Genomic DNA, 26,473 nt, shown 5'->3' with positions numbered 1-26,473 from the left:
CAACTTAAGGGCGTTTGCGCTCCACCGGACGCAACAAATGCGTCGGTGGCGTTTCGCAGCTGATCTTGCGACCCAGCAAGGTTTCGATCGACGGCAACTGATACGAGTCGTCTTCACCGGCAAAGCTGATGGACACGCCCGCCGCGCCCGCGCGGCCGGTACGGCCAATCCGGTGCACGTAGTCGTCCGGCACTTCCGGCAGGGTGAAGTTGATCACGTGGCTGATGCCATCGATGTGAATCCCGCGTCCGGCCACGTCGGTGGCCACCAGCACGCGAATCTTGCCTTCGCGGAAACCTTCCAGGGTCTTGATGCGCTTGTGCTGCGGCACGTCGCCGGACAGTTGCGCGGCATTCACGCCATCACGCACCAGGCGTTCTTCGATGCGGCGCACTTCGTCCTTGCGGTTGGCAAACACCATGACCCGCTCCCAACCGTTGTCGTTGACCAGGTTGTAGAGCAGCTTGTATTTGTCGGCACCGGCCACGGCATAGATGTGCTGTTCGACGTTCTCGCTGGCGACGTTGAGTGCCTCGATCTCGACGATGGACGGGTCGGTGGTCCACTGCTTGGCGAGGTTCATCACGTCTTCGGTGAAGGTCGCGGAGAACAGCAGGGTCTGGCGCTCGTTTTTCGGCGGGGTCTGGCGAATGATCTGACGCACTTGTGGGATGAAACCCATGTCGAGCATGCGGTCGGCTTCGTCCAGCACCATCACTTCGACCATGTCCAGGTGCACGTCGCCGCGCTGGTTGAAGTCCAGCAAGCGCCCCGGCGTGGCCACCAGGATGTCGCAGTGGCGCGCTTCCAGGTGCTTGAGCTGCTTGTCGAAGTCCATCCCGCCAACAAACGTCATCACGTTGAGGCCGGTGTACTTGGTCAGGTCGGCGGCGTCCTTGGCGATCTGTACCACCAGCTCCCGGGTCGGGGCGATGATCAGTGCGCGGGGTTCACCCATGTAGCGCTCTTTTGGCGGTGGGGTCTGCAACAACTGCGTAATGATCGAGATCAGGAAGGCGGCGGTCTTGCCGGTACCGGTCTGGGCGCGACCGATGGCGTCTTTGCCGGCGAGGGTGAAGCCCAATACCTGCGCCTGGATCGGCGTGCAGTACGGGAAACCCAGGTCCTGGATGGCGTGCATCAGTTCCGGGGCGAGCTTGAAATCATGAAAGCGGGTTTTGCCTTCCTGGGGTTCGACGGCGAAGTCTTCCAGTTTCCAGGGAATAACCACAGGTTTGGGCGCGCGTTCACGGCGCGGCTTCTCCTGGCGTGGCTCCTGGCGTGGTTGGTCGGCGGCTGGCTCTTCAGCGACGTTAACCGTGGCGGGTGTGGTCACCGGCTCTTTTTTTGGCGAGGCTACAGGTGCGGTCCGGCCAGGCTGCTGGCCGTCATTGCGGCTGCCTTGAACGTGGGCGGGGGCACTGGAACCTGGCGCGAGCTGCTCAGCCTCGCTTTTACCGAACATCTTCTTGAGTGCTTTGAGCACGGTCATCTCATCAATTGGTTAAGGAATGTACGCCGGCCAGTGTAATGCAAGAATCGGGCGCGGCGTAGTGCGTTGGTCATGCGGCTACACAATGGGTGGTTTTCAGCCCAGGCGGGCGGCCAACCAGTCACCGATATCGTGTATCTCCTGGGGTAACACTTCGTGGCCCATTGGGTATTCCTGCCATGCAACGGTGACACCGCGCGACTTCAAATGCTCATAGGCGCTGCGACCCATGGCGTTCTGCACAACGTCGTCGTATTCGCCGTGCAGGCACAGCGCCGGAATCCGTTGCTGGCTCGCCGACAATTCGAGTTCGTCACCGAAAGTGGGAGCGTAGGTGGAAAGGGCGATCACGCCACCCAAGGCGCCCTGCCATTTCAGGAACGCGGTGTGGAACACCACGGCGCCACCCTGGGAAAAACCGGCGAGGAAAATCCGCGAGGCGTCTATCCCGCTGCTTTTTTGTTCCTTGATCAGGTCGGTAACCATTTTTGCCGAGGCTTCCAGCTCTTCAACACTGATGGAACGCGCCGGGCTCATGGCCTTGATGTCGTACCAACTGGGCATCTCATAGCCGCCGTTGATGGTCACCGGGCGTGTCGGCGCCTGGGGCAGGACAAAGCGCGTCGACAGGAGTTTTTCCTGCAGGGCTTCGGCCACGGGCAGGAAGTCGTAGCGATCGGCACCCAGGCCATGCAACCAGATTACGCAGGCGTCTGCGGGCTTGGCGGGCTGAAGAATCAAGGGTTCGGTCATGTCTGCTCCATAAATGTGCGTGCGCTCCGATTGAGTGCGTCGGAACGGTGCGCGACAGGTTGATCTGTTAAGAGAATGTCGCAAGGTTGAATCTTTTGCTCTTGACCATGGGCTGAAACGACTCAGCCATCAGTCTGGTACGGGGCTTGCTATGTGAAACCCGATGTCAAGGCTCACCCCAGGCGGTAACACTATCAGTGACTGGCGCCTGTGGGATAGCAACTGGACTTAAAGCAAAAACCTCATGCTGTTTGACCCCAAAAAAAGCCAACACGGGTCGATGTCGCCTCATAAGGGTGCGGTGGGGTTCGAGCTCCGACACAACAAGAGCAAAACTGGAGGTTTGAATGAAGGTATTGAAATCCACCCTGGCCATCGTGACCGCGGCTACCGTACTGGGTGTCAGTGGTTTCGCCCAGGCTGGCGCCACGCTGGATGCCGTGCAGAAGAAAGGCTTTGTGCAGTGTGGCGTGAGCGACGGTCTGCCGGGCTTCTCGGTGCCGGACGCCAGCGGCAAGATCCTCGGGATCGACGCTGACGTGTGCCGTGCTGTTGCCGCTGCCGTGTTCGGCGACGCAACCAAGGTCAAATTCAGCCAGTTGAATGCCAAGGAGCGTTTCACCGCGCTTCAGTCTGGCGAAGTCGACATCCTGTCGCGCAACACCACCATGACCAGCTCCCGCGATGCCGGCATGGGCCTGAAATTCCCGGGCTTCATCACCTACTACGACGGTGTTGGTTTCCTGGTGAACAACAAGCTGGGCGTTAAAAGCGCCAAGGAACTGGACGGTGCAACCATCTGCATCCAGGCCGGTACCACCACTGAGCTGAACGTTTCCGACTACTTCCGCGCCAACAACCTGAAGTACACCCCGATCACGTTCGACACCTCCGATGAAAGCGCCAAGTCGCTGGAATCCGGTCGTTGCGACGTACTGACCTCCGACAAGTCCCAGCTCTACGCACAGCGCAGCAAGCTGGCTTCGCCGAAAGACTACGTGGTACTGCCGGAAACCATTTCCAAAGAACCACTGGGCCCTGTCGTGCGTAACGGCGACGACGAGTGGCTGGCCATCGTGCGCTGGGTTGGCTACGCCATGCTCAACGCCGAAGAAGCCGGTATCACCTCCAAAAACGTCGAAGCTGAAGCCAAGTCCACCAAGAACCCGGACGTTGCCCGTCTGCTGGGTGCTGACGGCGAATACGGCAAAGACCTGAAAGTGAAGAAGGACTGGGTCGTACAGATCGTCAAGCAGGTCGGTAACTACGGCGAAGTGTTCGAGAAAAACCTCGGCAAGAGCACGCCTCTGGAAATCGATCGTGGCCTGAACGCTCTGTGGACCAACGGTGGCATTCAATACGCACCACCTGTGCGCTGATCGCTGATGGTTCTATCACCCGGTGGGCCAACCGCCGGGTGATGTTCTGTTCCATTATTTCTGGGGCACTTAATGCAAAATCAAATCGGCGCACCAAAACAGAAGCTCAGCTTCAGTGATCCAAAAGTGCGTGCGTGGCTATTCCAGATCATCACGATTGTGGCGGTGGTCTCGTTGGGCTGGTACCTGTTCAACAACACGCAAACCAACCTTCAACACCGGGGCATTACCTCGGGTTTCGACTTTCTTGAGCGCAGTGCCGGCTTCGGCATCGCTCAGCACCTGATCGACTACACCGAATCGGACAGCTATGCCCGGGTCTTTGTGATCGGTCTGCTCAACACCCTGCTGGTGACGGTGATCGGTGTGGTCCTGGCGACCATCCTCGGGTTCATCATCGGTGTGGCGCGCTTGTCGCCCAACTGGATGATCAACAAGCTGGCCACGGTGTATGTGGAAGTGTTCCGCAACATTCCGCCGCTGCTGCAAATCCTGTTCTGGTACTTCGCGGTATTCCTGACGATGCCGGGGCCGCGCAACAGCCACAACTTCGGCGACACGTTCTTTGTCAGCAGCCGTGGCCTGAACATGCCCGCCGCGTTGATGGCGGAGGGTTTCTGGCCGTTTGTGATCAGCGTCGTGGTGGCAATCATCGCCATTGTGCTGATGGCCCGTTGGGCAAATAAACGCTTTGAAGCCACCGGTGTTCCGTTCCACAAGTTCTGGGCCGGCCTGGCGCTGTTGGTGGTGATCCCTGCGCTGTGCGCTTTGGTGTTCGGCGCGCCGCTGCACTGGGAAATGCCCAAGCTGCAAGGCTTCAACTTCGTCGGCGGCTGGGTACTGATTCCCGAGTTGCTGGCGCTGACCCTGGCCCTGACCGTGTATACCGCGGCGTTTATCGCCGAGATCGTGCGTTCAGGCATCAAGTCCGTCAGCCACGGCCAGACCGAAGCGGCGCGTTCCCTCGGGCTGCGCAACGGTCCGACCCTGCGCAAGGTGATCATCCCGCAAGCCCTGCGCGTGATCATTCCGCCGCTGACCAGCCAATACCTGAACCTGGCGAAAAACTCGTCACTGGCGGCCGGTATCGGTTACCCGGAAATGGTTTCGCTGTTTGCCGGCACGGTGCTCAACCAGACCGGCCAGGCCATCGAGGTTATTGCCATCACCATGAGCGTGTACCTGGCGATCAGCATCAGCATTTCCCTGCTGATGAACTGGTACAACAAGCGCATTGCGCTGATCGAGCGGTGAGGAAACCTGCATGAGTACGCATACTTTCAAACCTGATATGCCGCCACCGAACAAAGTGTTCGGGCCGATGGCATGGATGCGCGCCAACCTGTTTTCCAGCTGGCTCAACACCCTGCTGACATTGCTGGCGTTCTACCTGATCTACCTGGTCGTGCCGCCGATCCTGCACTGGGCGATCCTCGATGCAAACTGGGTCGGTACCACCCGCGCCGACTGCACCAAGGAGGGCGCCTGCTGGGTGTTTATCCAACAGCGCTTCGGGCAGTTCATGTACGGCTACTACCCCGGCGACCTGCGCTGGCGCGTCGACCTGACCGTGTGGCTGGCCATCGTGGGTGTGGCGCCGTTGTTCATCTCGCGCTTCACGCGCAAGGCGGTCTACGGCCTGAGCTTTTTGGTGGTGTACCCGATCGTTGCCTACTTCCTGCTGCACGGCGGGATCTTCGGCATGACCAACGTGGCCACCAGCCAGTGGGGCGGCTTGATGCTGACCCTGGTGATCGCCACCGTCGGCATTGCCGGGGCCTTGCCGCTGGGCATTGTGCTGGCGTTGGGTCGGCGTTCGAACATGCCGGCGATTCGTGTGGTCTGCGTGACCTTCATCGAGTTCTGGCGCGGCGTGCCGTTGATCACGGTGCTGTTCATGTCGTCGGTAATGTTGCCGCTGTTCCTGCCGGAAGGCATGGGCATCGACAAATTGCTGCGGGCCTTGATCGGCGTGATCCTGTTCCAGTCGGCCTATGTAGCCGAAGTGGTGCGCGGTGGCTTGCAGGCGATTCCCAAGGGCCAATACGAGGCTGCGGCCGCGATGGGCCTGGGTTACTGGCGCAGCATGGGCCTGGTGATTTTGCCCCAGGCACTGAAGATGGTGATCCCGGGCATCGTCAACACGTTTATCGCGTTGTTCAAGGACACTAGCCTGGTGATCATCATCGGCCTGTTCGACCTGCTCAACAGCGTCAAGCAAGCCGCCGCCGACCCGAAATGGTTGGGCATGGCCACTGAAGGCTACGTGTTCGCCGCCCTGGTGTTCTGGATTTTCTGTTTTGGTATGTCCCGCTATTCCATTCATTTGGAACACAAGCTGGACACAGGCCACAAGCGTTAGGAGTTTTGTGATGAGTGAAGCGATCAAACAGCCTGTGAGCCCTGAAGGCATTATTCAGATGCAGGGCGTCAACAAGTGGTACGGCCAGTTCCACGTGTTGAAAGACATCAACCTGAACGTCAAGCAGGGCGAGCGTATCGTGCTGTGCGGCCCGTCGGGTTCCGGCAAGTCCACCACCATCCGCTGCCTCAACCGCCTGGAAGAGCACCAGCAGGGCCGCATCGTGGTCGATGGCGTGGAACTGACCAACGACCTCAAGCAGATCGAAGCGATCCGCCGCGAAGTCGGCATGGTGTTCCAGCACTTCAACCTGTTCCCGCACCTGACCATCCTGCAGAACTGCACGCTGGCCCCGATGTGGGTACGCAAGATGCCCAAGCGCAAGGCTGAAGAAATTGCCATGCACTACCTTGAGCGCGTGCGTATTCCGGAGCAGGCCCACAAGTTTCCGGGGCAGTTGTCCGGCGGCCAGCAACAGCGCGTGGCGATTGCCCGTGCGCTGTGCATGAAGCCGAAAATCATGCTGTTCGATGAGCCGACCTCGGCGCTCGATCCGGAAATGGTGAAAGAGGTACTGGACACCATGATCGGCCTGGCGGAAGACGGCATGACCATGCTCTGCGTGACCCACGAAATGGGCTTTGCGCGCACCGTGGCCAACCGCGTGATCTTCATGGACAAGGGCGAGATCGTTGAACAGGCGGCGCCGAATGACTTCTTCGACAACCCGCAGAATGATCGGACCAAGTTGTTCTTGAGCCAGATTCTGCATTGATCGATGAGTGATGCTTGAAACAATAAACCCGGCCTGGTGCCGGGTTTATTTTTGCCATCAATCAAGTTGTCGTCAGGGTCTCGTGCTCTTTATGTACCGTATGCACGGAATTGCGAAGATCTGCGCCTTCACTCAGGATTTTTGCTTCGACCAGCAAGTGGGGGTGACGCTCAAGCAAACGCATCAGGACTACCAGGGATTTGGGGGGCAATACCTCACCGCGCTCGTAGCGAGATAAGGCGTTGTGGCCGCCACCCGATAGCAGTTGTACCGTTTCTTTTTGTGAAAGGTGCAGTTTGCGGCGTATGCGCTTCATCTCGGTGCCGACCATCTGCCTGAAACTGTGAACGATTTCATCGCAGTGGTCTGAATAGCGTTCCGCGTCTTCGGGGTCCAGGATCACCTCTCCACATGCCTGGCACTCCCATCCAGACAGATCGTCTATACGGCGATGCAAACCTTTGACTTCCGATGTTTCGCTACGTCCTGAGAAGTGATGCATTCCGTCATGCCTGCCGCAGCTGAAGCATTGCTCTGTTTTCATGGGTTTTTCTCCTTGAAGGAGATCACCGGAGGTTTACCATCCGTGCGATAGGTCACCTTGATGTAGATCTCCAGATCATATGAGTGAATGTGATACACATCTTGCCAAACTCGATGGTCGTCATGAGTGGTCATCGACTTGTACAACATCGTGTTTTTCAACTCGAAAATGACCGCCTGCATTTGTTCGATGCTTAAATCAAGATCCTCGCCGCAACGGCGTGCGCTTTGAGTAAATGCTTGCTTTCCAAGCCGCCTGACATCCGCCTTTATCACCGCCAGATCGTAATGAGGTGTGTACTTTTCCATAAGACACCTGAGTCCAATAATTACCCTCTGAGGGTAATTTTACCAATCGAAAATACTGCTCCTTTGCCTGCCCAAGAACCCTAGTGCGTTGCCTTTGTAGGCAACTCCGAATAGGCTGTGGGAAAATTCATCCTATGATTGGATGAAAGGACGAAACCCATGACAGACATCGCCCCCCTGATCAAACGCTCCCTCGTCGATCAAGCCCTCGAACAGTTGCGCCAGCGCATCACCCAAGGCGTATGGGCCATCGGCGAACGCCTGCCCACCGAGCCCGAGTTGTCTGCCGAGTTGGGGATCAGCCGCAACACCGTGCGTGAAGCCATGCGCGTATTGGCATTCTCCGGGTTGATCGAGATCCGCCAGGGCGACGGCAGCTATTTGCGCTCCATGACCGACCCACTGGGCGCGATGAAAGCCTTGTCCCACTGCACCCTGGCTCAGGCGCAGGAGACGCGGCAGATTCTTGAAGTCGAGGCAGTCGGCTTGGCCGCGTTGCGCCGCACCGATGAAGACCTGGTCGCTTTGCGCGCGGCCCTCAACGCCAGCGGCGACCATTACCACGGTGATCTTGAGCACTACATCAGCTGCGACCTGGTGTTCCACAAACGCCTGGTGGACGCGGCCCACAACCCGGCCTTGAGCGAGCTGTATCAGTACTTCTCGAGCATTGTCGGCGCGCAACTGCGCCAGACCCTGAATATCCAGCCGCGTCGGCAAGCGGTATTCGACCTGCACGGCGCCTTGCTCGATGCCGTGGAGCAACAGGACCCGGAACGCGCCAAGGCCCTGTCCCGGCAGTTGATCAATGAACCTTGAACCCGAGACCACCATGCCCCGTTCAGAAAATGCCCTTGATGAACTGCTGATCGACGCCGAAGCCGATGACGATGAGGTCCAGCACAGCCCGCCGGTGGTAAGCCGTCCGTGGTTGTTGCTGTTGGGCCTGATCCTGGTGGCGCTGAACCTGCGCCCGGCGTTGTCGAGCATGGCGCCGCTGCTCGCTGAGGTCTCCCACAGCCTGGGTCTCTCGGCGGCCAAGGCCGGGTTGCTGACGACGCTGCCCGTCTTGTGCCTAGGCCTGTTCGCGCCACTGGCTCCGATCCTGGCCCGACGTTTTGGCGCCGAGCGGGTGGTGCTGGGCATTCTGCTGACCCTGGCCGGCGGCATCATCCTGCGCAGCTCATTGGGTGAGGCCGGGCTGTTCGCGGGCAGCCTGCTGGCGGGCGCGAGTATCGGCATCATCGGGGTGCTGTTGCCCGGCATCGTCAAACGCGATTTCGCCAAACAGGCCGGCACTATGACGGGCGTGTACACCATGGCCTTATGCCTGGGTGCAGCGCTGGCGGCGGGATCCACGGTCCCCCTGAGTCATTACTTCGGCGACAGCTGGAACATCGGCCTGGGGTTCTGGATTCTCCCGGCGTTGGTCGCGGCGTTGTTCTGGTTGCCGCAAGTTGGCCAGAAACACGGCGCGCACCAGGTGGCCTATCGCGTGAAGGGCTTGTTGCGTGATCCGCTGGCCTGGCAGGTGACCCTGTACATGGGCCTGCAATCCTCCCTGGCGTACATTGTGTTTGGCTGGCTGCCGTCGATCCTGATCGGCCGTGGCCTGAGCGCCACCCAGGCGGGCCTGGTGCTTTCCGGTTCGGTGATTGTGCAACTGGCCAGTTCCCTGGCTGCGCCCTGGCTGGCCACCCGCGGCAAGGACCAGCGCCTGGCCATCGTGGTGGTGATGGTGCTGACCCTGGGCGGCCTGTTCGGTTGCCTGTATGCACCGTTGGACGGCTTGTGGGGCTGGGCGATTCTGCTGGGCCTGGGCCAGGGTGGCACTTTCAGCCTGGCGCTGACCTTGATCGTGCTGCGTTCACGGGACGCCCATGTAGCCGCCAACCTGTCGAGCATGGCCCAGGGCATCGGCTACACCCTGGCGTCCATGGGGCCGTTCGCGGTCGGGCTGGTGCATGACTGGACCGGTGGCTGGAACGCCACCGGTTGGATTTTCGCGGTGATCGGCCTGGGCGCGATCATCGCGGGGTTGGGCGCCGGGCGTGCGCGGTATGTCGGCGTGACCAGCGAAAAGGTCTAGAGGTACAGCACTTCCATAGTGCTGGAACCATCGATATGCACGTCGCTGCTGAGGTCGAGATTGTTCTTGGCAGCGATCACCGTATCGACCCTGACCAGGCTGCTCAGCGTCTGAAAGGCCGTCGGCCCGCTGGTGCTGCCGACGGTGTCGGTAAAGCCGAGAAAGCTGCGCGAACCGATGTCGATCGGGTTGCTGTTGGCGGTGCGCCAGGCGATCCCGCCGCTGGTGGACTCGGTGCCGTAAACCTCCGGCAGGCTGTCGATCACCGTCTGTTTGGGGTCGAAGGTCAGGGAGTACAGCCCGATCTTGTTGCCGCTCGGGTCCAGTCCCAGCCCGTAGTAGATTTCGCTGTTGACGTTGGCGGTGCCGTCGCGGTTGTCGCTCATGCGCAGGGCGTAGCGAGTCGCTGCCTCGCAGTTGATGGTCACGCTCAGGTAGCGCACCGGCAGGCGTTTGCCGCGATCAATGTTCAACTCCTGTTGGGAAATCTTGCCGTAGTCGATCAGCCCGTTGCTCGACAGCGCCGGTGTACAGGCACTGGGAGTGAGCAAGCCGGTGACGCCGAGTTCGACACTGGAGGCTGCCGTGGCGCCGCTGCTGAGGGTCAGCAGGGCAAGTGTTGCGAGAGAACGCTGGCGTAGGTGCATGACCATACTCCTTGATCAGAGGTAGATGATTTCAATCGTGCCCGAACCGTCGAGCAGTACTTCCGTACGCAGGTCCAGGCTGTTCATGGGGGACAGGACGGCGCGCACGCTGATCTGCCCACTCAGGTTCTGGATCGCGGTGGGGCCGGCATTGCTGCCGGGTAGAGCGGTAAAGCCGAGCAAACTGCTGCTGCCGATGGGAATGGGGTAGGCGCTGGAGCTGCTCCAGGCCACGCCACCGGTGGTGGAGTCGGTGCGATATACCTGGGGCAGGGCATCGGCGCGCAGGTCGAAGGGGTCGAAATAGAGGAAGTACCGGCCGATTTTATTACGGCTGTCGTCCACTCCCAGGCCGTAGGCGGTTTCGTCGATGCCGCCGGTGGCCGAGCCTTTGCGGTTGTCATGCATGCGCAAGGCGAAATGAGTCGGACCGTCGCAGCCGATACTCAGCAGCAGGCTGCGGGAGACCAGCCCGGTTTCCTTGTCGGTGTTAAGGCTCCTGGACCACATACGGCCAAAGTCGATGATGCCGCCGTTGGACAGCGTGGTCTCGCAGGCCGCCGGAGCGAAGCCGGCTTGCAGCGACAGCTCCCGGGCGCGGCCGGTGGCGACGGCGTCGATCAAGCCGGTGGCTTCCCAGGTCACCGCGTCGCGCACTTGCAGGGCGTCGGCCTGCGCCCAGGCATTGACCAGCAATTGCGCCGAGAAGCTGCTGCCGGTGGTCGGCGCACCGTCGCGCAACGGTACGATGGCCTGGTCGGGCCGCCAATCGAGTGTCCTGCCCCTGGCACTGGGCGCCTGGCCTTGCCCGCTGGTCAACCCCAGTTCAACAGCCTGGCCGTCGAGTACCGCATCGCTGATGTGCACGCGGTAACTGCCACGCTCGGTAAAGCGGTAGCGCTCGGCGGTCGCGGCCAGGGCTCGGTAGAACACGTGCATATCGGTGGGCGTCGGGCAGTTCAGGTTGAGGCTCAGGCGGCGTTCTCCCAGCAGGATTTCTGCGCCGGGGTTGCGCTGCACGGCGCGGTTCATCACGCCGAAATCCAGGCGCGACTGGCTTAGGGTCAGTTGGCATTCGTCGGCGTGCGCCCGGCTCTGGACGATGGCGCCCAGGGCCAATCCCAGCAGTAACAATCGCTTCATCACAGTCTTCCTCATGGCGTCACACAGCGGGCCGGGGCGGTTTCGAAATACACCTGCGGGTCGGCTTTTTCCGCGAGTTCAACCTGCAGTTCACAGCGGCTCATGCCCGGTGCCTTGACCCACAGGGGACGTGGGTCCAGCACGTTCGGCAGGAACACCTGGCTGCCTTCCTGCACCAGGGTCACGAACTCGCCATCGACGGTACTCACCGTGGCGCCACGGGGCAGCGGCGTGCCGTGGTCGGTGGTCACTGTGAGCAAGGCACGACGGGTCAGGGCCACGCCGAATTCCACGCGATCCACCGCGCCGCGCCCGGCGCTGATGACGGCCAGGCCGTTGCTGATATCGGCGTTGCGCGGCAGCGACTGGGTTTGCACTTCCACGGGGCTGCGCCCGTAGGCGGACACCTGCGGTACCACGGCCTGGCCCTGGAAGTCGGTCCATACCGGGCCGCTGGGCGTGGTGAGCTTGACCCCGGCCATATCGCCGACAGACACCAGCGCAAAGGTGTCGCGCACCGGATAAGGCGAGAAGGTCACGCCACCGCTGTGGGCCACCACCGCACCGCGCACACCGCCCTGGTAGCTGGAGCGCTCGGCGTCAGAGCGGCTGTAGTTCATGTCCAGTTGTGCATAGCGCGGCAGATAGGACACGCCGAGGGTGGATTCCACTTGTTGGTCGCGGCTGTCGTGCTCGGCACTGACCCGGTAACTGAGTTGATCGTTGACCTGCTCGTTCACCCCCAGGCCGATGCGATGCTCGCCACCGGAGTTGCGCACCCAGGAGCGCCCACGCCGGTTCTCACCCAGTGGCACGCTCAGGTTCAGGTACACCGCGTTCTCGTTATTCTGCCGGCCGCTGACCTGCCACTCGGCACTGGCCGACAGCGACACGCCGCGCACGCTGGTGCCCCATGAGGCCAGGGCACGGCTGCTGTTTTCGCCGTTGAACGTGGTGGTGCGCGACAGGCCGGCATTGAAGGCACCCAGCCATGGATGGGCCCAGCCCAGGGCCAGGCTCTGCTGGTCGCGATAGCGGGTGAGGCGACCTTCGTCGTCCCGTGAGTCGTAGTAGGCGGCGTCTTCCAGCTCCCGGTAGCCCATGGTGCGGTGGGAGGCGCCGGCGGTGATCGACCATTGCCGGCCCAGGCGCTGGGACAGGCTCAGGTCGGTCTGTACGCCGCGTTCACCCAGGCGTTGGGCATCGGCAATCTGGGTCGACAGTTGTACCTGGCCGTCTGGCCACGGCAACAGGCCGAGGCTGGCACCCGTGGCACGGTAGTCTTCGGCGGCAAGTGCGCCGGCCCCCAGGCTCAGGCGCGGGTTCAACGCACCGCTCCAGCCGCCGCTGATTACCCATGGATCGTCGCCCCGTGTATCGCCGATATTGCGCACCCGGCCTGCTCCCAACGAGTAACCCGGGGCTGGCAAGCCGATGCCGAGCATCGCCGCCGGCACGGTGAAGCGCCGCTCTTCGCCGGTGCTTTCCTTGACCGTCACTTCAACGTCCGAGCGTGTGTTCAGGCGCCGTACGTCGGTGAGGGAGAACGGCCCGGCCGGCACCACCGTGGAGTGAATCAGTGCGCCGTTCTGGCGTACCTCGACCTGGGCCGGGCTGTTGGCGATGCCGCTGATGGTCGAGCCCTGTTCCTGGTCCTGCAGGGCCTGTTCGGTAAACAGTTGCATGCCGGTGATCTGCGCGGACGACAGCACCGGGTTGTAGAGGTTGATCTGCCCGGCCTGCAACACCGCCTGCTGCTCGGCGAAGGTGCGCTGGGCATAGGCTTCCAGGTGGGTACTGCGGGACCGGGAGTCTTGCCAGGTCTGTACCTGGCGGCTGCGCACGATCCAGTCGCCGGCGTTGAAGCCCAGCTCGGTATTGGCCGAGCCGAAGCGGCTGGCGTCGTCGCCATAACGGTTGTACAAACCGGTGAGGTCGTAGTTGAGCAAGCCGGCGAACCCTCCGGTTTCATAACCGGACAGCTCACGTTGGCGCGGGCGCAGGGCATCGGTGGGCACCATCAGGCTCACGCTCAGGCTGGCGGGGTCTTGCTCCACCACGGTATGCGGGTATTCGCCGAGGAAGTCATGGCAGCGGCTGTCGGCCAGCGGGGCCGGTATCACCAGGTCGGCGGCGTCCAGCAGCGGGCGGTCGAAGCACAGCGCCCCCTGGCTGTCGAACTGCACATCGAGGCGGCCACGGCGCTGGCCGTTCACCGTCAGGCTCACGGCATGGCGGCCGCTGGTGTAGCGCGGTGCGTCGAGCAGCAGGTAGGCCAGTTCCGGGTCGATGCCGCGCTGGTGCAGGGTTTGCGCGTCGAAGGCGTCGGCCCAGGCATCGGCCGACAGCAACGCCATGGTCAGTGGCAGCGCGGCCCGCATCCGGGCGGGGCGTAAAGGACAGTCGGGCACGGCTTCGCCAGCCGGGTCAGTGGTTACTGTGTTCACGTAAAGGCACTCAGGTTATGGAAGCCGGCAACGGTTGGCGGGCTTCCCGGTGACAGTCACAGGGCTGTCACTTCGTTATTCAGCGTTTGCGGCGGTTATCGGTGCTTCATAGGCGGCGACGGCAAAGCCGTACACGGTGGCCGGTTGCAGGCGTACGGCCGTGGCGGTGTGGGGCGTGCTGAGCCGCAGGGTTTCGCCGGGCAACACATAAGTGCGCGGCAGCACCAGGCTCTGCTTGCCGGGCAGCAATTGCAGCTCCTGGGCCAGGCGCACCACGTAAGGCGTGGGGTTGGCGACGTTCAGGTGACCGGCGTTCAACGACCAGGTCAGCCCGGTCCAGGGTGTGCGGTTCGGCGCCAGGCCCTTGGGATGAATGATCACCGGCAGGTTCTGGCGCACGGTCACGCCCACCCGAGCATGGCCAGCCTGGGCGGCGTCACGGTCCTTGGGCATGCCTTCGAAGATCACCCGCTTCAGGCGTTGGGTTTTCAGGGGCGTGGGGTTGCGCAGGATAAAGCGCACCAGCTGGCTTTTGTCGGCCTCGACCCGGGACAGGGGCGGGGTGACGAACAGCAGCGATTCGGTGTCCTCCGGAATGTCTTCCAGGGTGACGTGCAGCAGGGCCAGTTTGCCGTCGGTGTTGGTCACCGACACCGAAGCTTCGCCGTCGGCCTCGTTGACGATCACCACCGAGGTGTCGGGCACCATGCCGTCGGCAAACGCCTGGGTGCTCAGCAGCCAGCCCAGGGCCAGCAAGGTTGGATAGGTCTTCATGACGCAGTTCCTAAAATGATCACAGGGCTTAGAGGTAACGCAAATCCAGGACCAGTGAGCCATCGAGGGGAACGTCTTGCCTGAGGGTCAGACGGTTCGCCGGGTGGATGGTGGTCTGTGCGCGGATCCGGGTGGTCAGGGTGACGATGGGTTCCGGAAACGGTCGGCCGGGCCGGGCAAAGCCCATGAGGGTCTTGGGGTGGATGGCCGGTTGGGGAGCCCAGAGGCCGCCTTCGGGGTTTGACACAAGTGACTGCATGGCCTGGCCGTCTCCTTGCGCCGCTTCGAACGCCAGGTCGACGTAACCCAACTGCTCCGCGGGCGCGTTGGGGTTTCTCCCCAGGCCGTAGGTAGTGTCCGGTGCGGCGGACGAATCTTCGCGGCTGTCCAGGCCAATCAGGCCAAACAACAAGGGGCCGCTGCAGTGGATCTCTACCTCCAGCCATTGGGTGGGCAACGGGGTGGGAACCACCTGGTTGAGGAGATGGGCAGGGATGGTGCCGTGGTCGATGATGCCGCTGCCGGAGAGCGCGATGGTGCAGGAACTGGGGGTGACCAGGCCCGACAGGGTCATCTCGGTGGCGGTGCTGGCAAACACGCTAGAGCCGGTGTTGAGCAATAACAGCGCCGTGCACAGGCGTAGGGTTCTGTTCATCATTCGGTCTTCAATGTGTTCGGTGCAAGTAAGGCGCCTCGCTGCGAACGGCGAGGCCGCGGGTTTACAGGTACTTCACTTCCAGCGTGGCCGAGCCGTCGATCGGGTGTTCATCGCTCAGGTCCAGGCTGTCGGCCCGGGCGATCTGCGCGTACACCACCAGGTCGCTGACGACTTGCTGGATCGGCACCGGCAGCCAGGTGCCCGAGGTTCTATCGCCGAAAGCCGCCAATGCGCTGGGTGGCAGGATCGCGTCCGCCGACTCTGCCCAGGTCGTGCCGTTATCCCCGGATTCCAGCACCGTGACGGCGACAGAGTCTGCGACTGCGTTATTCAGCATCAGGTCGTAGGCCCCCAGCTTCTGCGTACCGTTGATCAACCCCAGGCCGTAGGTGCCGCCGCTGGAGTTGGACCCGGCGCGGTTGTCGGTGCCCTTGACGGCAAAGAGGGTGCCGCCGTCGCAGGTGATGGTCAGTTGCAAGGTGGTGCGTGGCAGTTGTTTGGGGGTCGTGAGGTTCAGGTCTTTGGCGGAGATCTTGCCGTAGTCCACCATCCCTCCGCCGGACAGGCCAGGTGTGCAGGCGTTGGGGGTAATCACCCCTTTGACAGTCAGGTCGACGGTGGACGCCGCCAGGGCAGAGGCGCTGGTGCTGAGCAGCAGCGCGGTGGCCAGGGCATTGAGCGTAAGTTTCATGGGGCACACGTTTCCTTTCGAGTGGGGCCGGTTGAATAAAGGGTTACAGGTACTTCAGTTGCACGGTGGCATGGCCGTCCAGCGGCACTTCGTCGAGCACGGTCAGGCGGTCGGTGCCGTCGACCATCGTGTACACGCGCAGGTCGGCACTGAATTGCCGTATCGCAATCGGGGTGTTCGCACCGCCGTTGGTGGCGACCGAGGTCTGGGTGTAGTGGCCCAGGTAAATCGACGGGAGCCAGGTCACCCCGCCATCGGTCGAGTTGATCGTCTTGACCGTGACGCCGTCCGCGACCGGGTTGAGCAGGCCGAATGCGGTGGCGCCAAGTTTTTCGCCACTGTCCGTCAGCCCCAGGCCATGCCAGTAGTCGTTAATTGCCGAAGTGCCGGCGCGGTTATCGATCGTGCTCAGCGCGATGAACGTTGGCGCTTCACACAGGACTTCCATTTGCATGGTCTGCGGCTGCAGTGAGGTCGGGCTGTCGGTGTTGAGTTCCTTGGCCGGCATTTTTCCGTAATCCACCACGCCTCCGCCGGAGAGCATGGGTTCACAGGCATTGGGTGTGATGGTGCCCGTGACGGCGAAGTCGGTACTGCTGGCGGCCAGGACGGTGGGGGCCAGCAGCAACGTGGCGAGAAAGACAGCGGGTGAGGAATTCATCATCGAGCAGCACCTTTTGGTTGCAGGTCAGGGGCGAAGGTGGGTTACAGGTAGAGCACTTCAATGGTGGCCGAGCCGTCGATATTGACTTCGTTGCTCAGGTCCAGGCCGTCGGTGCGGTTGATGTAGCCGCTGTAGGCCACGGGGGTGACCAGTTGCTGGGTGGCACGCGGGGTGCTGGCGTCTGCCAGGGTGGCGACCGAGAGATAGGTGCCGGTTTCAAAGCTGTTCCAACGCTCCCAGGTGACGCCATTGTCGAAAGACCCGATGGCTTGCACGGTTTCGCCGTCGGCCTGGGGCGGGCTACCGTTGGCGCCAAGGGTCAAGCTATAGGAACCCAGCTTTTGCGTGCCGTTGATAAAGCCCAGCCCGAAGCCGCTGCCGCTGCCGGAGCCAATACGGTTGTCGGTCGCCTTGAGGGCGAAGATCACCGGCGCATCGCAGGTCACGGTCATTTGCAGCGTGACTTTCGGCAACAGGGTGATCTGGGTGGCGTTCAAGTCCTTGGCCGACATCTTGCCGTGGTCGATGACCCCGCCACTGGACAGGCTCGGCGTGCAGGCATTCGGGGTGATGATGCCCTTGACTGTCAGGTCCACGGTGCTGGCGGCGAAGGCGGGGGCGGTGCCAGTGATCAGCAGGGCGCTGGCGACGGCGATCAGGTGCTTGTTCATGGTTGTATTGTCTCGGTGTTGGATCAACTGACGGGTGCAGCTCACCGCAGCGCAGAAAGAGGCGCGGTTGGGCGTCGGGTCAGTTCGGATAGTTGGCCGCCAGGTGAGTTGGCGGATTGCCCTCTTGGGGTGGGGCGCAATTTAGCGCCGGGGGAGAGGAGGGGAAATACAAGAATTACGACAATCCGCTATCCCTCTAGCTCGCCTGCGTCAAGTCGGAATAGGTGGGCGGAGCTGTAGGAAAAACTGTCTTTTCGTAGTTCTTGTATCGCAAGAGTGGTATTCATGTGGATAGCTTGATTCGGTAATGGGTGCCAGGCGGATGGGTTAAGGATCACCGTCAAGCGCACCCTCACTAGACGATATGCCAGGGCCGTCTGATGGCCCTGGCAGGTCGGCGCCGATATCGAGGTGGCCATGACGCCAAGCGTGTTTGCTGACGACGCCCCCAGGCAGCAAACGGTGCCATGGCGCAGTCCTCCTGTTCACTGGAAGCACCTGAGCGTGCTGATCGTCGAGGACCATCAGGCCTATCGCGCCTTGATGGGCTGGTTCCTGCAAAAATTCGAAGTCGATCACGAACTGGTGTGCAACGGGCAGGCCGCGTTGACCGCCATCGCCCTGCGGCATTTCGACCTAGTGATCAGCGATTGCCGCATGCCGGTGCTGGATGGCTATAGCATGGCTCGTGAGATCAGGCGGCGAGAGGCCGTACACAGCCGACCGCGTGTGCCGATCATTGCCTTGACCGCCAAACTCTCTGCGGACGATGCGCGCCGCTGCCTTGAGGCCGGCATGGATGCCTGGCTGCTCAAACCGCTGACCCTGGAACAATTGCGCGGGGTGCTGGAGCAGTGGCTGCCACAGCCGCCGGGCGCCAGTACGAACCCGCCTGCCACAGCCTGCGCCGGGGCGCACTGGCCGACTCGTGCCGAACTGATCAGGACATTTGGCGATGAACAGGTGGTGAACCAAATGTTGCGCACCCTGGTGCGCGAGGCCGAGGCTGATTACGCCGGCCTGGTACAGGCTTGCCGCATCGTCGACCCGCATGCATTGGTCGACTGCCTGCATCGCCTGGCGGGAAGCCTGGCGTTTTTTGGCGAGACTGAGCTGGATCGCTGTGCGGGGGAGTTGATCGAACAGGTGCGCAAGCACGGGATCCGGTGCAACAGGCGGGCATTGCAGCGGTTCGACCAAGACCTGCTGGTGTATCTGCGCTATTTGACAGATTTATGACATTTTCAGCGATTCTGTAGGGGGTATTACCTCTGTCTGTGGGCTTAGTTTGTAGGTGGTTTCCTTTTTTGTTGTAGGTAAAAAATCACCCGCTTAAGAACACGGGACGCCATTGAAAACCGCTCCCAGGTGGGCGGTTGTTGCCCGGGACGGACAGGGTTATTTTGCGCAAATCAATTTGCCATCACTCATGGATTTCTATGCTTCGCGTAATTATTGCTGACGATCATCCCATTGTTCGGATCGGGCAGAAGGTGGTGATCGAGGCCAACGGCAAGTGCAAGGTGGTCGGTGAGGCCAACGGCCCGGATGAGCTGCTGCGGGTACTGGGCAGCACCCCTTGCGATGTGCTGGTGACGGACTTCGCCATGCCGGGCGGGCAGCAGGCTGACGGCTATGTGTTGTTGGGCTTGTTGCAACGCCAATACCCCGGGGTGCCGGTGATCCTGGTGACGATGTTCGCCAATATCGCCACCCTGCGTGCCTCGTTCGCCGAGGGCGCCCGAGGCATTGTCGCCAAGAGTGCGTCGGCCAAGGAGTTGCCCACGGCCATCAAGGAAGTCTGCGAGGGCAAGACCTTCGTCAGCGAGTCCCTGCGGACCCAGTTGGTGCAGGCCGGCACGGGCGATCAATCACAACCGCCGCAACTGTCGGGCAAGGAACGCGAAGTGGTGCGCATGCTGGCCAGCGGCATGACCGTCAGCCAGATTGCCGCGCGGGTCAATCGCAGCATCTCCACCATCAGCAAACAGAAAAGTACCGCGATGAACCGGCTGTGTATCTCCACCGATGTGGATTTGTTCCACTATGCTCGCAGCAGCGGAATGGTGCCCTGAAGGGACGGGATGAGGTATTCCTGGCGTTGATGCCAGTAGTGTTCCCCGGCCTTGGGGATTATCGTACCGGCCATCCCAACTTCTTTTGCGGAACCTGCCCATGAGCGACGCCCATAACGCCTTGATCACCGAGTTCTACAGTGCCTTCCAGCGCCTGGATGCCGAGGCCATGAGCGCCTGCTACAGCGACGACGTGGTGTTCAGCGACCCGGCATTCGGTGAACTGCGTGGCCGTGATGCCGGCGACATGTGGCGCATGCTGACCACCCGGGCCAAGGACTTTTCCCTGACCTTCGACAGTGTGCGCAGCGATGAAATCACCGGCAGCGCCCATTGGGTGGCGACCTACCTGTTCAGCGCGACGGGCAACACCGTGGTCAACGACATCCGGGCGCGCTTTGTGTTTCGCGACGGCAAGATCTGCGAGCACCACGACCACTTTGACCTGTGGCGCTGGTCACGGCAGGCGTTGGGCACCAAAGGCCTGTTGCTGGGCTGGACGCCGCTGGTGAAAAACGCCGTGCGGGCCCAGGCGCTGAAAGGGTTGAAGGCGTTCCAGGCCAGTCGTTGATAAGATTGGCGTTCCTTTGGTTTGCCGAATTGATCCGTGACGACTCCTTCTGAAGCCAAACCGTGGTTTGTCTACCTGGTGCGCGCCGCCAATGGCTCGCTCTATTGCGGTATCAGCAATGACCCGGTGCGCCGCTTTGCCATGCACCAGAGTGGCAAGGGCGCACGGTTTTTCCTCTCGAGCCCAGCCGTGGCGCTGGTGTACACCGAGGCATGCATCAGCAAGGCCGAGGCGCTGCGCCAGGAACGGCTGATCAAGAAACTCAAGAAAAGCGCCAAGGAGTGCCTGGCGGCGATCGGCCCATCAGTTTGACTGATAGGTTCCCATGCGCGCCTTTGCCGGGTTTGCAGGCTAAGCTGGACGCTCACTCATTGAGCGGAGCCTGGCATGACTGAGTTGATCCTCCACCACTACCCGCAATCCCCATTTGCCGAAAAAGCCCGCCTGTTGCTGGGCTTCAAGGGCTTGTCCTGGCGTTCGGTGCACATCTCGCCGGTGATGCCCAAGCCTGACTTGACGGCCCTCACCGGTGGTTATCGCAAGACCCCGGTGTTGCAGGTGAGCGCCGATATCTACTGCGACACCGCACTGATCGCCCGCCGCCTGGAGCAGGAAAAGTCCGTGCCGGCGCTGTTTCCCCAAGGCCTGGAACTGGTCAGCCAAAGCTTCGCCGCCTGGGCTGATTCGACGGTGTTCTCCCATGCCGTGAGCCTGGTGTTCCAGCCGGAATCCCTGGCGGTCAAGTTCGCCAAAGTGCCGCCGGAAATGCTCCAGGTGCTGGTGGCCGACCGCAGCAAATTGTTCAGTGGCGGCACGGCCACCCGTGTGCAACTGGATCAGGCCAAGCATCAATGGCCGGTGATCATCGGTCGTATCAATCAGCAGTTGCAGCACCAGCAGGGCGACTTCCTGTTCGGCGAGCCGTCGATTGCCGACTTCGCCCTGGCGCACCCGTTGTGGTTCCTCATGGGATCGTCGGTCACCTCGCCGCTGGTGGAAACCTATCCTGCGGTGGCCGCCTGGCTCGCCCGGGTGTTGGGTTTCGGGCATGGCACGTCGAGCCAGATGAGTGCCGAGCAAGCCCTGGAAGTCGCGCGCAATGCCACGCCGGCCAACCTGCCGGAAGAAATCTTCGAAGACCCGAACGGCTTCAAGCCCGGCCAGCAAGTGACCATCAGCGCCACCGACTACGGCACCGATCCGGTGGCCGGGGAGTTGCTGTTTGCCGGCCGCGAAGAGCTGATTCTGCGGCGCACCGATGACCGCGCCGGCACCGTGCATGTGCACGTTCCGCGCTTCGGATTTCGGATCCAACCGGCGTGACTGAAATTATTTTCAAATCGGTGTGAGGTAAACCTGTCGGCCATCCGTGTAGTGCTTGAAACTGCGATTAATTCGCATTAACAGCGTTTTTACACACGGGTTCTCAAGCATGAAGTCCAGGGCAACGTCGGCGGGTTCGGTTAAACATTGGCTGGGAGCCTCGGTATTGGCAGTTTCGGGGCTGGCGCTGTTGCCCCTGGGCGTGGCGCAGGCGGCGCAGGCGCAGCAGCAGAGCACGCTGTTCAACTTTGCCCTGGCCGCCAAGCCGCTGCCCCAGGCCTTGAGCGACTTCACCCGGGTGACCGGCATCAGCGTGGTCTACACCGACGAAGCGCCGTACGCCATCAAGGCCCCGGCCATCACCGGGCAGATGAGTGCGGCCCAGGCCATGCAACGCCTGCTGGGTAATTCCGGCTTCACCTTCCGCCAGATCGACGCCCGCACCCTGGCCCTGGAACCGCTGCCCACCGACGGCGCGCTGAACCTCGGCGCCACCACCATCAACGGTGCCGCCCTGGCCTCGGATACCACCAGCTATCAACCGCCGCCTACCAGTTCGGTGATGCGTTCCCACGGCCTGCTGCTGGAAACCCCACAGACTGTCAACGTTGTACCGGCCCAGGTGATGCGCGATCAACAGCCGCGCAACCTCGACGATGCCCTGACCAACATCAGTGGCATCACCCAGGCCAACACCTTGGGCAGCACCCAGGACGCGGTGATGCTGCGGGGTTTTGGTGACAACCGAAACGGTTCGATCATGCAGGACGGCATGCCGCTGGTGCAGGGCCGCGCGCTGAATTCCACCGCCGAGCGCGTCGAAGTGCTCAAGGGCCCGTCGTCGTTGCTGTATGGCATCCAGGATCCGGGCGGCGTGGTCAATATCGTCAGCAAGAAACCCGAGCTGATCCAATCCACCTCGCTGACCGTGCGCGGCTCGACCTTTGGCGACGGCAAGAACGGCAGCGGCGGCAACCTCGACACCACAGGGCCCATCGGTGACAGCGGGTTGGCGTACCGCTTGATCGTCGATCACGAAGACGAAGATTACTGGCGCAACTACGGCACTCACCGCGAGAGCCTGATCGCACCGTCGCTGGCCTGGTACGGCGACAACACCAAGCTGTTGTTTGCCTATGAGCACCGGGAGTTTCTCTCGCCGTTCGACCGGGGCACCGCCATCGACCCCAAGACCAACCACCCGCTCAACATCCCGTCGACTCGCCGCCTGGACGAGCCCTTCAACAACATGGAAGGCCGCTCCGACCTGTACCGCTTCGAGGCCGACCACGATTTGAATGACGACTGGAAAGCCCACTTCGGCTACAGCTGGAACCGCGAGACCTACGACGCCAGCCAGGTGCGTGTGGTCAAGGTCAACGCCAATGGCACCCTGACCCGCAGCATGGACGGCACCCAGGGCGCACTGACCACCGACCGCTTCGCCACCGCCAGCCTTGAAGGCAAGGTCAACGTCGCAGGCATGCAGCACGACCTGACCTTCGGCCTGGATGACGAATACCGCAAGATCTACCGGGCCGACCTGATCCGCCAGGCGCCCCGTGGCACGTTCAACTACAACGACCCGGTCTATGGCAATGAAGTGGCGGGCACCACCGTCAGCGCGCCGGACAGCAACCAGACGGACCTGCTGCGCAGCGACTCGCTGTTCCTGCAGGATGCGATCCACCTCACCGACCAGTGGATCCTGGTGGGTGGCGCGCGTTATCAGATGTACGACCAATACGCCGGCAAGGGTGTCCCGTTCACCGCCAACACCGACGGCAATGGCCAGAAGTGGGTGCCACGCGCGGGCCTGGTGTACCGCTACACTGACGAGCTGTCGTTCTATGGCAGCTACACCGAGTCGTTCAAGCCCAACTCCACCATCGCACCGCTGGCGAACAAAAGTGTGCTGGATGGCAGCCTTGAGCCGGAGCAGTCGAAGTCCTGGGAGTTGGGGACCAAGCTCGATATACCGGGGCGCATCACCGCCAGCGCCGCCCTGTTCAACATCGAAAAACGCAACGTGCTGGTGCAGGTCGGCGATGGCCTGACCTCGGTCTACAGCGTCGCCGGCAAAGTGCGCTCCCGTGGTCTGGAACTGGATGCCAGCGGCCAACTGACGGATAAGTGGAGCGTGATCGGCAGCTATGCCTACACCGATGCAGAGGTTACCGAAGACCCGGAATACAAAGGTAATCGCCTGCAAAACGTGGCGAAGAACACTGGCTCGCTGTCGGCGGTGTATGACTTCGGCAGCATTCTCGGTGGCGACCAACTGCGGGTCGGCGCCGGGGCACGTTATGTCGGCGAGCGTGCAGGGGACGCGGCCAACAGCTTCGAACTGCCGGGCTACACCGTGGCCGATGCGTTCGCCACCTATGACACTAAAATCGAGGGGCAGAAGGTCAAGTTCCAGCTCAACGTGAAGAACCTGTTTGACCGTACCTATTACACCTCGGCCGTGAACACCCAGTTCGTGTCCATCGGCGATGCGCGGCAGGTGTCCGTCTCCAGCACCCTGGAGTTCTGATGAAACACTGGTTACTGGCAGCACTGTTGATCAGCGGCGCGGCATCGGCTGATGACTCGACCTACCATCGCGAACACCGGGTGACATTGCCCGGCTCCGGCCACAGTTGGGGCTTTGTCGGGCTGGACCCGACCCGGCCGTATCTGTTCCTGGCCCGCCGGGAAAACGGCCTGAGCGTGTTTGATGTGAAACAGCAGCGCCTGGTCGAGACGGTGGCGCAGTCCGAAGGCGCCAACGGCGTGGTGTTCGTGCCTGAGGTAGACCGGGTATTCGTGCTCAACACCGACGGCAGTCTGAGTGTGGTGGAGTTATCCACACTCACATTCCTGAAGCGCATCCCGGTGGCGCAAAGCAACCTCAACAGCGCGGTGTACGAGCCATCGACGGGCAAGGTGATTATTGTCAGTGGGCGTCGGGCGGATCGTTCGACGCTGTTTGAATTCGACCCGAAACAGGAACGAATCACCGGCGCCCATGAACTGGCGGTGAAGAAAATCGACCCGCTGCTGATCAAGGGCGACGGCAGCTTCTTCCTGCCGATGCGCGATGAAGGCAAGGTCGCCCGCTATTCGGCGACCACCTTTGCGTTGCTTGACACCTGGCAGTTTGCCGGTTGCCCCAAGCCCAGCGCATTGGCCCAGGACGTGGCGCGCCAGCGACTGTTTGTGGCGTGTCGCGGTGAAGTGCCGGTGTTGATCGTTGCCGACCGGAAAACCGGTGAAGTAAAGGCGAAGCTGCCGATCACCCGCGACGTCAACGCCCTGGCCTACGACGAGCAGCACCGGCGCTTGCTGATCCCCAGTGGCGTCGATGCCAACCTGACGCTGGTGGATCAAACGGATGCCGACCACTACGCCGTACGCGCCAGCGTCAGCACCTTGCCGATGGCCTACAACATGGCGTTCGACCCGGCGAGCCAGCGGGTATTCCTGCCGGCCATGGACTTTACCCAGCCGGCGCCGAGCAAGGCCGAGCCCAAGCCGGACCCGCTGTTTCATGCCAATACGTTTTCCGTCACGACCTACGGGCCTTGATTGACCGGGAGGAATTCCACAAGCTGCGCACTCTCGAAATTCAAGGACTACCAGGTTTATGCGGTTGGGACGATGGACACACACCGGCGGGCTGCTGCTGGGCTTGAGCTTGTTGCTGGGCGGTTGCGCCACGGCGCCGAAAACCTCCACCAGCGCCAGCCTCGACCAGTTGCTGGCCGACCCGGCACTGCACGGCGCCAGCGTGTCGCTGATGGTGCGCGATGCCCGCAGCGGCAACACGCTCTACCAGCACAACCCGCGTACGCGGCTGAGCCCGGCTTCGAGCCTCAAGCTGTTGACCACTGCGGCGGCGATGGATGTGCTGGGGCCGCAGTATCGGTTTTCCACGCAACTGTTGAGCGACGGCATCCGCCAGGGCGCGGTGCTTGACGGCAACCTCTACCTGCGCGGCCTGGGCGACCCGACGATCCAGTGGGCGGATTACCAGGCGCTGGCGGCCAACCTGGCGCAGCAGGGCATCCGGCAGGTGCGGGGCGACCTGGTGTTCGACGACACGTTCTTCGACGCCGAGCGCCTGGGCACCGACTGGTCCCAGGACGATGAAAGCACCTACTACGGCGCGCAGATTTCGGCGCTGACGGTATCGCCCAATGACGACTTTGATGCGGGCTCCCTGCTGGTCACGGCCAGGGCGCCGGTCGTGGCAGGGCGCCCGGTGACGGTGGAGATCAGCCCGGCTACCGATTACGTGCAGCTCAGCAACCGTGCGGTCAGCGGCACAGGCAACAGCTATGGAATCAATCGCCAGCACGGCACCAACCTGTTGCGCCTCAGTGGCGCGCTGGCGCCGGGCAGGCAGAGCCCGCAACTGGTCAGTGTGTGGGAGCCGACGCAACTGGTGGCCAACCTGTTTGAACAGGCCTTGGCGCAGCAGGGGATTGTCGTGCAGGGGCGTCGGATGATCGGGGGTGTGACGCCGACCACGGCGACGGTGCTCGCGCTGCATGAGTCGGCGCCGTTGCAGGAACTGATCACGCCGTTGCTCAAGCTTTCCAATAACAACATGTCTGAAGCCTTGCTCAAGAGCATGGGGCGCAAGACCGTGAATGCCGGTACGGCGCCTGCCGGTGTGGCGGCGGTGGCCGGGTTCCTGAAGCGTCAGGGGATTGATACGGCGACGTTGAACCAGGTGGACGGTTCGGGGTTATCCCGGCGTAACCTGGTGTCGTCGCAGAACCTCACGGATGTGCTGCTGGCCGCCAGCAAACAGCCCTGGTTCAACGCCTGGTACAACGCGTTGCCGGTTGCCGGTAATCCGCAGCGACTGGTGGGCGGCAGCCTGCGTTACCGCCTGCGGGGCAGCGCTGCGGAAAACAACCTGCACGGCAAGACCGGCTCCATGAGCGGCGTGTCGTCGTTGACCGGGTATGTCACCGATGCCAATGGGCGCAAGCTGGTGTTTTCGATGGTGACCAACAATTACGTGGTCGCAGGCGCGCGGGTCAAGGCGCTGGAAAACCGCCTGGCCACGGCACTGGCCAACAGCACGGACTATTGAGCACCGAAGATCAAAGGT

26 protein-coding genes are annotated in these 26,473 nt (G+C 62.0%); 14 read left to right on the top strand and 12 right to left on the bottom strand.

Annotation, left to right across the window (positions count from 1 at the left end; genetic code table 11):
• Window positions 1–4: 4 nt before the first annotated feature.
• The gene (gene rhlB / locus HX821_RS18325; protein WP_032899430.1) at window positions 5–1,492 is read right to left on the bottom strand and encodes an ATP-dependent RNA helicase RhlB; all 1,488 of its coding nucleotides are present in this window, start codon (window positions 1,490–1,492) and stop codon (window positions 5–7) included.
• A gap of 96 nt (window positions 1,493–1,588) precedes the next feature.
• Window positions 1,589–2,245, bottom strand: a complete 657-nt coding sequence (locus tag HX821_RS18320) for an alpha/beta hydrolase (RefSeq protein WP_177036201.1) — start codon at window positions 2,243–2,245, stop codon at window positions 1,589–1,591.
• Window positions 2,246–2,592: 347 nt separating this feature from the next.
• Between HX821_RS18320 and HX821_RS18315 the strand changes: the two genes are divergently transcribed.
• From HX821_RS18315 to HX821_RS18300, 4 genes are all read left to right on the top strand, one after another.
• The gene (locus tag HX821_RS18315) at window positions 2,593–3,624 is read left to right on the top strand and encodes an amino acid ABC transporter substrate-binding protein (protein ID WP_003216321.1); all 1,032 of its coding nucleotides are present in this window, start codon (window positions 2,593–2,595) and stop codon (window positions 3,622–3,624) included.
• 72 nt (window positions 3,625–3,696) lie between these two features.
• Window positions 3,697–4,878 (top strand): amino acid ABC transporter permease, encoded by a 1,182-nt coding sequence (locus tag HX821_RS18310; RefSeq protein ID WP_003216323.1) that lies wholly within the window; start codon window positions 3,697–3,699, stop codon window positions 4,876–4,878.
• Window positions 4,879–4,888: 10 nt separating this feature from the next.
• Window positions 4,889–5,986 (top strand): amino acid ABC transporter permease, encoded by a 1,098-nt coding sequence (locus HX821_RS18305; RefSeq protein WP_003216325.1) that lies wholly within the window; start codon window positions 4,889–4,891, stop codon window positions 5,984–5,986.
• Window positions 5,987–5,996: 10 nt separating this feature from the next.
• The gene (locus HX821_RS18300; RefSeq protein WP_003171943.1) at window positions 5,997–6,761 is read left to right on the top strand and encodes an amino acid ABC transporter ATP-binding protein; all 765 of its coding nucleotides are present in this window, start codon (window positions 5,997–5,999) and stop codon (window positions 6,759–6,761) included.
• Between the two features lie 61 nt (window positions 6,762–6,822).
• On the opposite strand, the gene HX821_RS18295 is transcribed toward HX821_RS18300, so the two are convergent.
• Entirely contained in the window at window positions 6,823–7,305 is a 483-nt protein-coding gene (locus HX821_RS18295) for a type II toxin-antitoxin system MqsA family antitoxin (RefSeq protein ID WP_003216327.1), read from the bottom strand.
• Window positions 7,302–7,613: a type II toxin-antitoxin system MqsR family toxin gene (locus tag HX821_RS18290; RefSeq protein ID WP_177036200.1), complete on the bottom strand. Its 312-nt coding sequence runs from the start codon at window positions 7,611–7,613 to the stop codon at window positions 7,302–7,304. Before HX821_RS18290 ends, HX821_RS18295 begins: the two co-directional genes overlap by 4 nt.
• Window positions 7,614–7,772: 159 nt before the next feature.
• Between HX821_RS18290 and HX821_RS18285 the strand changes: the two genes are divergently transcribed.
• On the top strand, window positions 7,773–8,432 hold the full coding sequence (locus tag HX821_RS18285) for a FadR/GntR family transcriptional regulator (RefSeq protein ID WP_003216331.1): 660 nt from the start codon (window positions 7,773–7,775) through the stop codon (window positions 8,430–8,432).
• Window positions 8,422–9,702: a CynX/NimT family MFS transporter gene (locus HX821_RS18280; protein WP_177036199.1), complete on the top strand. Its 1,281-nt coding sequence runs from the start codon at window positions 8,422–8,424 to the stop codon at window positions 9,700–9,702. The genes HX821_RS18285 and HX821_RS18280 overlap by 11 nt, the downstream gene beginning before the upstream one ends.
• On the opposite strand, the gene HX821_RS18275 is transcribed toward HX821_RS18280, so the two are convergent.
• The 8 genes from HX821_RS18275 to HX821_RS18240 form a co-directional block, all read right to left on the bottom strand.
• Window positions 9,699–10,349 carry a DUF1120 domain-containing protein gene (locus tag HX821_RS18275; protein ID WP_087692824.1) on the bottom strand — a complete coding sequence of 217 codons (651 nt, stop codon included), beginning with the start codon at window positions 10,347–10,349 and terminating at the stop codon, window positions 9,699–9,701. The two genes, HX821_RS18280 and HX821_RS18275, sit on opposite strands and share 4 nt — an antisense overlap.
• A gap of 15 nt (window positions 10,350–10,364) precedes the next feature.
• Complete coding sequence (locus HX821_RS18270; protein ID WP_177036198.1) at window positions 10,365–11,492, bottom strand: DUF1120 domain-containing protein; 1,128 nt, start codon at window positions 11,490–11,492, stop codon at window positions 10,365–10,367.
• Window positions 11,493–11,503: 11 nt separating this feature from the next.
• Window positions 11,504–13,873: a fimbria/pilus outer membrane usher protein gene (locus HX821_RS18265; protein WP_177036247.1), complete on the bottom strand. Its 2,370-nt coding sequence runs from the start codon at window positions 13,871–13,873 to the stop codon at window positions 11,504–11,506.
• Window positions 13,874–14,014: 141 nt separating this feature from the next.
• On the bottom strand, window positions 14,015–14,713 hold the full coding sequence (locus tag HX821_RS18260; RefSeq protein ID WP_008435638.1) for a fimbria/pilus chaperone family protein: 699 nt from the start codon (window positions 14,711–14,713) through the stop codon (window positions 14,015–14,017).
• A 28-nt stretch (window positions 14,714–14,741) separates the two neighbouring features.
• Window positions 14,742–15,368 (bottom strand): DUF1120 domain-containing protein, encoded by a 627-nt coding sequence (locus HX821_RS18255; RefSeq protein WP_256344188.1) that lies wholly within the window; start codon window positions 15,366–15,368, stop codon window positions 14,742–14,744.
• Window positions 15,369–15,432: 64 nt separating this feature from the next.
• On the bottom strand, window positions 15,433–16,062 hold the full coding sequence (locus tag HX821_RS18250) for a DUF1120 domain-containing protein (RefSeq protein ID WP_008435636.1): 630 nt from the start codon (window positions 16,060–16,062) through the stop codon (window positions 15,433–15,435).
• Window positions 16,063–16,105: 43 nt separating this feature from the next.
• Complete coding sequence (locus HX821_RS18245) at window positions 16,106–16,723, bottom strand: DUF1120 domain-containing protein (protein ID WP_166742204.1); 618 nt, start codon at window positions 16,721–16,723, stop codon at window positions 16,106–16,108.
• A 44-nt stretch (window positions 16,724–16,767) separates the two neighbouring features.
• The gene (locus HX821_RS18240) at window positions 16,768–17,397 is read right to left on the bottom strand and encodes a DUF1120 domain-containing protein (RefSeq protein WP_087692818.1); all 630 of its coding nucleotides are present in this window, start codon (window positions 17,395–17,397) and stop codon (window positions 16,768–16,770) included.
• A gap of 504 nt (window positions 17,398–17,901) precedes the next feature.
• Here HX821_RS18240 and HX821_RS18235 point away from each other — a divergent pair.
• The 8 genes from HX821_RS18235 to dacB all read left to right on the top strand — a co-directional run bounded on the left by HX821_RS18235 (window position 17,902) and on the right by dacB (window position 26,455).
• On the top strand, window positions 17,902–18,636 hold the full coding sequence (locus HX821_RS18235; protein ID WP_003216349.1) for a response regulator: 735 nt from the start codon (window positions 17,902–17,904) through the stop codon (window positions 18,634–18,636).
• A gap of 200 nt (window positions 18,637–18,836) precedes the next feature.
• The gene (locus tag HX821_RS18230; RefSeq protein WP_003216351.1) at window positions 18,837–19,472 is read left to right on the top strand and encodes a response regulator transcription factor; all 636 of its coding nucleotides are present in this window, start codon (window positions 18,837–18,839) and stop codon (window positions 19,470–19,472) included.
• Window positions 19,473–19,572: 100 nt separating this feature from the next.
• Window positions 19,573–20,043 (top strand): nuclear transport factor 2 family protein, encoded by a 471-nt coding sequence (locus HX821_RS18225; protein ID WP_008435632.1) that lies wholly within the window; start codon window positions 19,573–19,575, stop codon window positions 20,041–20,043.
• Window positions 20,044–20,079: 36 nt separating this feature from the next.
• Window positions 20,080–20,355 carry a GIY-YIG nuclease family protein gene (locus HX821_RS18220; protein WP_003216354.1) on the top strand — a complete coding sequence of 92 codons (276 nt, stop codon included), beginning with the start codon at window positions 20,080–20,082 and terminating at the stop codon, window positions 20,353–20,355.
• A 75-nt stretch (window positions 20,356–20,430) separates the two neighbouring features.
• Window positions 20,431–21,366 (top strand): glutathione S-transferase family protein, encoded by a 936-nt coding sequence (locus HX821_RS18215; RefSeq protein ID WP_177036196.1) that lies wholly within the window; start codon window positions 20,431–20,433, stop codon window positions 21,364–21,366.
• 109 nt (window positions 21,367–21,475) lie between these two features.
• Window positions 21,476–23,902, top strand: a complete 2,427-nt coding sequence (locus HX821_RS18210; protein WP_177036195.1) for a TonB-dependent receptor — start codon at window positions 21,476–21,478, stop codon at window positions 23,900–23,902.
• Window positions 23,902–24,936 (top strand): YncE family protein, encoded by a 1,035-nt coding sequence (locus HX821_RS18205; protein WP_177036194.1) that lies wholly within the window; start codon window positions 23,902–23,904, stop codon window positions 24,934–24,936. The genes HX821_RS18210 and HX821_RS18205 overlap by 1 nt, the downstream gene beginning before the upstream one ends.
• Window positions 24,937–24,994: 58 nt before the next feature.
• Window positions 24,995–26,455 (top strand): D-alanyl-D-alanine carboxypeptidase/D-alanyl-D-alanine-endopeptidase, encoded by a 1,461-nt coding sequence (gene dacB, locus HX821_RS18200; protein WP_177036193.1) that lies wholly within the window; start codon window positions 24,995–24,997, stop codon window positions 26,453–26,455.
• Window positions 26,456–26,473: the final 18 nt, after the last annotated feature.

This window comes from Pseudomonas sp. B6001, assembly GCF_013386015.1.
GTDB lineage: Bacteria > Pseudomonadota > Gammaproteobacteria > Pseudomonadales > Pseudomonadaceae > Aquipseudomonas.
The sequence above is the reverse complement of the archived record's forward strand: the minus strand, read 5'-3'. Positions and strand labels throughout refer to the sequence as shown.

What these genes read in the sequence shown, in the direction of transcription:
- HX821_RS18280 (WP_177036199.1), top strand. Translation starts at nt 8,422, where the DNA reads ATGAACCTTGAACCCGAGACCACCATGCCCCGTTCAGAAAATGCCCTT.
- HX821_RS18265 (WP_177036247.1), bottom strand. Translation starts at nt 13,873, where the DNA reads ATGCGGGCCGCGCTGCCACTGACCATGGCGTTGCTGTCGGCCGATGCC.
- HX821_RS18270 (WP_177036198.1), bottom strand. Translation starts at nt 11,492, where the DNA reads ATGAAGCGATTGTTACTGCTGGGATTGGCCCTGGGCGCCATCGTCCAG.
- HX821_RS18275 (WP_087692824.1), bottom strand. Translation starts at nt 10,349, where the DNA reads ATGCACCTACGCCAGCGTTCTCTCGCAACACTTGCCCTGCTGACCCTC.
- HX821_RS18240 (WP_087692818.1), bottom strand. Translation starts at nt 17,397, where the DNA reads ATGAACAAGCACCTGATCGCCGTCGCCAGCGCCCTGCTGATCACTGGC.
- HX821_RS18285 (WP_003216331.1), top strand. Translation starts at nt 7,773, where the DNA reads ATGACAGACATCGCCCCCCTGATCAAACGCTCCCTCGTCGATCAAGCC.
- HX821_RS18300 (WP_003171943.1), top strand. Translation starts at nt 5,997, where the DNA reads ATGAGTGAAGCGATCAAACAGCCTGTGAGCCCTGAAGGCATTATTCAG.
- HX821_RS18320 (WP_177036201.1), bottom strand. Translation starts at nt 2,245, where the DNA reads ATGACCGAACCCTTGATTCTTCAGCCCGCCAAGCCCGCAGACGCCTGC.
- HX821_RS18225 (WP_008435632.1), top strand. Translation starts at nt 19,573, where the DNA reads ATGAGCGACGCCCATAACGCCTTGATCACCGAGTTCTACAGTGCCTTC.
- HX821_RS18315 (WP_003216321.1), top strand. Translation starts at nt 2,593, where the DNA reads ATGAAGGTATTGAAATCCACCCTGGCCATCGTGACCGCGGCTACCGTA.
- HX821_RS18255 (WP_256344188.1), bottom strand. Translation starts at nt 15,368, where the DNA reads ATGAACAGAACCCTACGCCTGTGCACGGCGCTGTTATTGCTCAACACC.
- HX821_RS18245 (WP_166742204.1), bottom strand. Translation starts at nt 16,723, where the DNA reads ATGAATTCCTCACCCGCTGTCTTTCTCGCCACGTTGCTGCTGGCCCCC.
- HX821_RS18250 (WP_008435636.1), bottom strand. Translation starts at nt 16,062, where the DNA reads ATGAAACTTACGCTCAATGCCCTGGCCACCGCGCTGCTGCTCAGCACC.
- HX821_RS18305 (WP_003216325.1), top strand. Translation starts at nt 4,889, where the DNA reads ATGAGTACGCATACTTTCAAACCTGATATGCCGCCACCGAACAAAGTG.
- HX821_RS18215 (WP_177036196.1), top strand. Translation starts at nt 20,431, where the DNA reads ATGACTGAGTTGATCCTCCACCACTACCCGCAATCCCCATTTGCCGAA.
- rhlB (WP_032899430.1), bottom strand. Translation starts at nt 1,492, where the DNA reads ATGACCGTGCTCAAAGCACTCAAGAAGATGTTCGGTAAAAGCGAGGCT.
- dacB (WP_177036193.1), top strand. Translation starts at nt 24,995, where the DNA reads ATGCGGTTGGGACGATGGACACACACCGGCGGGCTGCTGCTGGGCTTG.
- HX821_RS18205 (WP_177036194.1), top strand. Translation starts at nt 23,902, where the DNA reads ATGAAACACTGGTTACTGGCAGCACTGTTGATCAGCGGCGCGGCATCG.
- HX821_RS18210 (WP_177036195.1), top strand. Translation starts at nt 21,476, where the DNA reads ATGAAGTCCAGGGCAACGTCGGCGGGTTCGGTTAAACATTGGCTGGGA.
- HX821_RS18260 (WP_008435638.1), bottom strand. Translation starts at nt 14,713, where the DNA reads ATGAAGACCTATCCAACCTTGCTGGCCCTGGGCTGGCTGCTGAGCACC.
- HX821_RS18290 (WP_177036200.1), bottom strand. Translation starts at nt 7,613, where the DNA reads ATGGAAAAGTACACACCTCATTACGATCTGGCGGTGATAAAGGCGGAT.
- HX821_RS18310 (WP_003216323.1), top strand. Translation starts at nt 3,697, where the DNA reads ATGCAAAATCAAATCGGCGCACCAAAACAGAAGCTCAGCTTCAGTGAT.
- HX821_RS18295 (WP_003216327.1), bottom strand. Translation starts at nt 7,305, where the DNA reads ATGAAAACAGAGCAATGCTTCAGCTGCGGCAGGCATGACGGAATGCAT.
- HX821_RS18230 (WP_003216351.1), top strand. Translation starts at nt 18,837, where the DNA reads ATGCTTCGCGTAATTATTGCTGACGATCATCCCATTGTTCGGATCGGG.